Below are 658 nucleotides of genomic sequence, written 5' to 3'. Positions count from 1 at the left end.
CACGTACCGTGGGCTGGATTTCGCACTGGAAAGAAATGCTCTCCAGCCCGTACAAGATTGGCCGCCCGCGCCAGCTGTACACCGGCGAGCAGAAGCGCGACATCGTTGCACTGACGGACCGCAAGTAAGCTTTTTCAGCCGAACGCAAAAAGGCTGCCCTCGGGCAGCCTTTTTTATTTGTCCTGTATTGGTCTCTTCGCGGGCAAGCCCGCGAAGAGACCAATACAGGCAGCATAAAACCTCAGTTTTTCTCGGCCCGCTCACGCAGCCCTTTCAGGGTATTGAACGGCGCATCCACCACGAATTTGTTGGCCACCATCGCAGGCACACTGCCCCCCGGCTCGGTATGCACCTGGTACGTGACCTCGGTGTTGTCACCCTTGGGCACCAGCTTCCAGAAGCCCTCGACCTTGGCCACCCGCACAAAGCCTTTCTCTTCCGGGATATAGGTCGGTTCCTCCTTCAGGTTACGCGTCAGGCTGCCATCAGCACCCTTGACTGTGGTCACGTGCAGCACAGAATCCCGCGGCGTCACCGGCCATGGCGTATTGAACTGGGTGTAGGTCCAGCTCTGGTCACCTTCATGCTTGAGCAGCTTCTGCGTCTTGCACTCGTGAATCCAGGCGCAAGCACCGGCCACGTCTTCCTGCAACGCCTG

The 658-nt window shown here is 58.7% G+C and carries 2 protein-coding genes; one reads left to right on the top strand and one right to left on the bottom strand.

The annotated features are described in order from the left end of the window. Positions 1–128: hypothetical protein (locus tag HP546_RS31645; RefSeq protein WP_256678589.1), on the top strand; the 128-nt coding region annotated here is incomplete at its 5' end. Between the two features lie 113 nt (positions 129–241). Here HP546_RS31645 and HP546_RS30835 read toward each other — a convergent pair. Further along, on the bottom strand, positions 242–658 hold a 417-nt coding region (locus HP546_RS30835), incomplete at its 5' end, for an START domain-containing protein (protein ID WP_172233821.1).

The organism is Pseudomonas sp. CM25, from assembly GCF_013179705.1.
In the GTDB taxonomy this organism is placed as follows: domain Bacteria; phylum Pseudomonadota; class Gammaproteobacteria; order Pseudomonadales; family Pseudomonadaceae; genus Aquipseudomonas.
This window is presented reverse-complemented; position numbering and strand designations above follow the sequence as displayed.